Raw genomic sequence first — 3,139 nt, 5'->3', positions numbered from 1 at the left:
CCTCGTCGACCGGTCCCGGCTGACCGCCTTCACCGAGGCGTTCGAACCGGCGTATGCCGCACTCACCGGCCGGTGGGCCGTGCTGCACGTCTGCTCGGCGGTCGCCGGCACGTCCGTCCTGGACCTCGGGTAGCGACCGGGGAACGTCCGTCCCACCAGCTACGCCGTCGACGTCAGCCGCCGCACCCCAAAACCTGACTGACCACCTCAACCGGCACGATCTATCAGCGTGACCACATCCGTTCTCCTGATCACAGGGGCTTCCTCCGGCATCGGCGCCGCAACAGCGCGACTCGCCGCCAGCAAAGGGTGGCGCCTCATCCTCGCCGCCCGCTCTCACCATGCCCTTCACGAACTTGCCGCGGAACTGGGCGGCCCAGCCCGGGCCGTGGCAGCCCCCTGCGACATCAGCGACTGGGACCAGGTCACCACTCTGCCCACGCTCGCCCACGGCGCGTTCGGCCGACTCGACGCGGTGTTCGCCAACGCCGGCTCCTTCACCGCCACCTCCTTCCTGCGCGGCACCGGATCCCCGCAGCAGTGGCGCGAGATGGTGCTGACCAACGTCTACGGAACCGCCCTCGTCGCCCGGGCCACCCTGCCCACCCTCGTGCAGTTCCGGGGACACTTGGTGCTCACCGGTTCGGTGGCCGGCCGCATCACCGTCCCCGGGCAGCTCTACTCCGCCACCAAGTGGGCCGTCACCGCCATGGCCCAGTCCATCCGAGCCGAGGTCACCAGTACCGGCGTGCGTGTCACCCTCATCCAGCCGGGACTCGTTAAAGCCGGCGAAACATCGCCCGACCGGGCCACCGACCCGAAACTCGGCACCACTGACGTCGCCCGTGCGGTCCTGTTCTCACTCGAGCAATCCGACACCGTCGATATCAACGAGATCGTCGTCCGGCCCACCGGTCAACAGCCACACCGCTGAAGGTCCACCTGGCCCGTCCAGCAGATAGGGGATGGAGTGGCTCGGCGTCGAGATAGGCAACCAGGACTCGATACTCTAAAATTCCGATCATGGCTCTGACCTGGGCCGTTGCACTACCGCCGGATCGCTGCAGAATCGGCCCACGATCCACCGCCGATCATGCCTTCAACCTGCGACTTTACTTTCGGGGTCGGGTCGCTGATCATCCCTGGAGGGATCGTGGTGGGGCACGGCGGGCCGGTAGCGGTGGGATCATGACTGGGAGCCTCAGGGACGGGAGAAGACTGTGATGTCCGAGGAAACCGCTGGCCCGTCAGGTGAATCTGCGGCCGAGCGTGAATCGGGGGCGCGGCCGCCAGCCGGTCGGGAACCGTCCGGGCAGCCGGCGCCCGATGCCGACGCGGGGCGCGACGCCGATACGGGGGCGGATGAGGCTCGGGCGACGTTTGAGGGCAGGTTCGACCTCCGTCCGGTCGACTGGGACGGCTCGTTCTCCCGAGTATGGAACGCGCGGCATGGCCAGGAGTTGACGAATGAGCTTGCCGCCGAACAGGAGCGGCGGGAGAACCAGAAGCGGATCGAGGAGTACTGGCGGGAAGCACGGGAGCAGATGAACGCCGAGTTGGCTCGGGAGGAGGCACGGCGCTGGGAGGAGGACCGCGAGCGGGCGGTGGCGGAGGGCGGGCGGCCGGCGCGGGGGGCGGCGGACGAGGCGCTGCTCCGCAAGCTGGAGCTGCTTGATCGGTTTCCGCCCGTCGAGCCCGACGAGCCGGCCGCGTCCGACGGGTCGGCCGACCCGCGGTGACCGGCGGGCTGAGGTCGGTTAGGGGTCGCGGTGGCGGAACCTCGGCTCGGCCGGGATCGGCCGTTCGGGAAGGGGCAGCCGGTCGTGGCGGGCCTGGTCGACAGTGTCGGCGAGGGTGCGACGGGCCCGGGTGCTGTCCGGATGGAACGGGCCGTGCTCGCGTAGCGCGTCGGTGAGCGCGGCGCGGTAGAGGGGGACGGCGTCGGCGGGCCGGCCGGCCCGGCGGTAGGTGTCGGCGAGGGCGCCCCGGGTGGCGCGGGTGTCGGGGTGGCCGGGTCCGAGGAGCTGCTCACGGACGGCGAGAACACGTTCGTTCAGGTCGACGGCCTGCGGAAGCCGGCCGGTGGTCCGGTAGACCTCGGTGAGCTCGTCGGCGGTGCGTAGAGTGCGTGCGTCGCCGACGCCGTGTGCCCGGCTCCGGTCAGCGAGCAGTCGTTCGAGCAGCGGCACGGCCGCCTCGAGCTGCCCGGTGCGCCGGTAGCTCGTCGCGAGGGTGTCCCGGGTCTCGACGGTGTGGGGGTGCGCGGGGCCGAGGACGTGCTCGTGGCGGTCGAGGGCGCGTTCGAGGTGGGGGACGGCGTCGCCGGGTCGGCCCAGCCTGAGGTGGGCGGTGGCGAGGTTCTCGCGGGTCTCGGTGGTCTCGGGGTGGTCGGGGCCGAGGGTGCGTTCCCGGCCGGTCAGCGCGCGGCCGAACTCGCGTGCGGCGTCATCGAGTCGTCCGGCCCGCAGGTGGGCGCGGGCGAGTCCGTCGACCGTTTCGAGGGTGTCGGGGTGGTCGGGGCCGAGGGTGCGCTCGCGGCCGGTCAGCGCGCGGCCGAACTCGCGCGTGGCGTCGTCGAGCCGTCCGGCCTGGTGGTGGGTGACGGCGAGTTGGTGGCGGCTGCCGAGGGTGGCGGGATGCTCGGGGCCGAGGACCCGTCCGCGGGCGGCGAGGGTCTGTTCGAACAGCGGCACGGCGTCGCCTACCGCCCCGATCCGGCGGTAGGCGACGGCGAGGCTGTGGCGGGTGTCGAGGGTGGCGGGGTGCTCCGGGCCGAGGATCCGCCGCCGGTCGGCGAGGGTGTCCCGCAGCAGTCGGGCCACCTCGTCGCCGCGGCCGGCGGCGTCGTAGGCGCGGCCGAGGCTGTGCCGGCCTTCCAGGGTGTCGGGGTGCTCGGGGCCGAGGACGCGTTCTCGCTCGGCGAGGGTGCGCTGGAACAGGTTGACCGCGTGGTCGACCTGGCCGGCCTTCTGGAACGCCCAGGCGAGGGTGTCCCGGCTGACCAGGGTGGCGGGGTGCGCGGGGCCGAGGACGCGTTCGCGGTCGGCGACGGTGCGCTCGGCTAGGCGGCCGGCGTCGTCGATCCGGCCGGCGGCGAGGGTCACCTGTGCGAGGGTCTCCCGGCAAGCCAGGGTGTCGA

General features: G+C 72.3%; 3 protein-coding genes. 2 read left to right on the top strand and 1 reads right to left on the bottom strand.

Annotated elements, in window-relative coordinates:
- Positions 1-229: 229 nt before the first annotated feature.
- Complete coding sequence (locus ACY45C_RS08590) at positions 230-934, top strand: SDR family oxidoreductase (protein WP_462187092.1); 705 nt, start codon at positions 230-232, stop codon at positions 932-934.
- Positions 935-1,223: 289 nt separating this feature from the next.
- Positions 1,224-1,739, top strand: a complete 516-nt coding sequence (locus tag ACY45C_RS08585; RefSeq protein ID WP_462187091.1) for a hypothetical protein — start codon at positions 1,224-1,226, stop codon at positions 1,737-1,739.
- Between the two features lie 18 nt (positions 1,740-1,757).
- Here ACY45C_RS08585 and ACY45C_RS08580 read toward each other — a convergent pair.
- On the bottom strand, positions 1,758-3,139 hold a 1,382-nt coding region (locus tag ACY45C_RS08580), incomplete at its 5' end, for a tetratricopeptide repeat protein (RefSeq protein WP_462187090.1).

Source organism: Frankia sp. CcWB2, from assembly GCF_977927585.1.
This window is presented reverse-complemented; position numbering and strand designations above follow the sequence as displayed.

Excerpts from the sequence above, each read along its gene's own strand:
- ACY45C_RS08585 (WP_462187091.1), top strand. The coding sequence starts at position 1,224 with ATGTCCGAGGAAACCGCTGGCCCGTCAGGTGAATCTGCGGCCGAGCGT.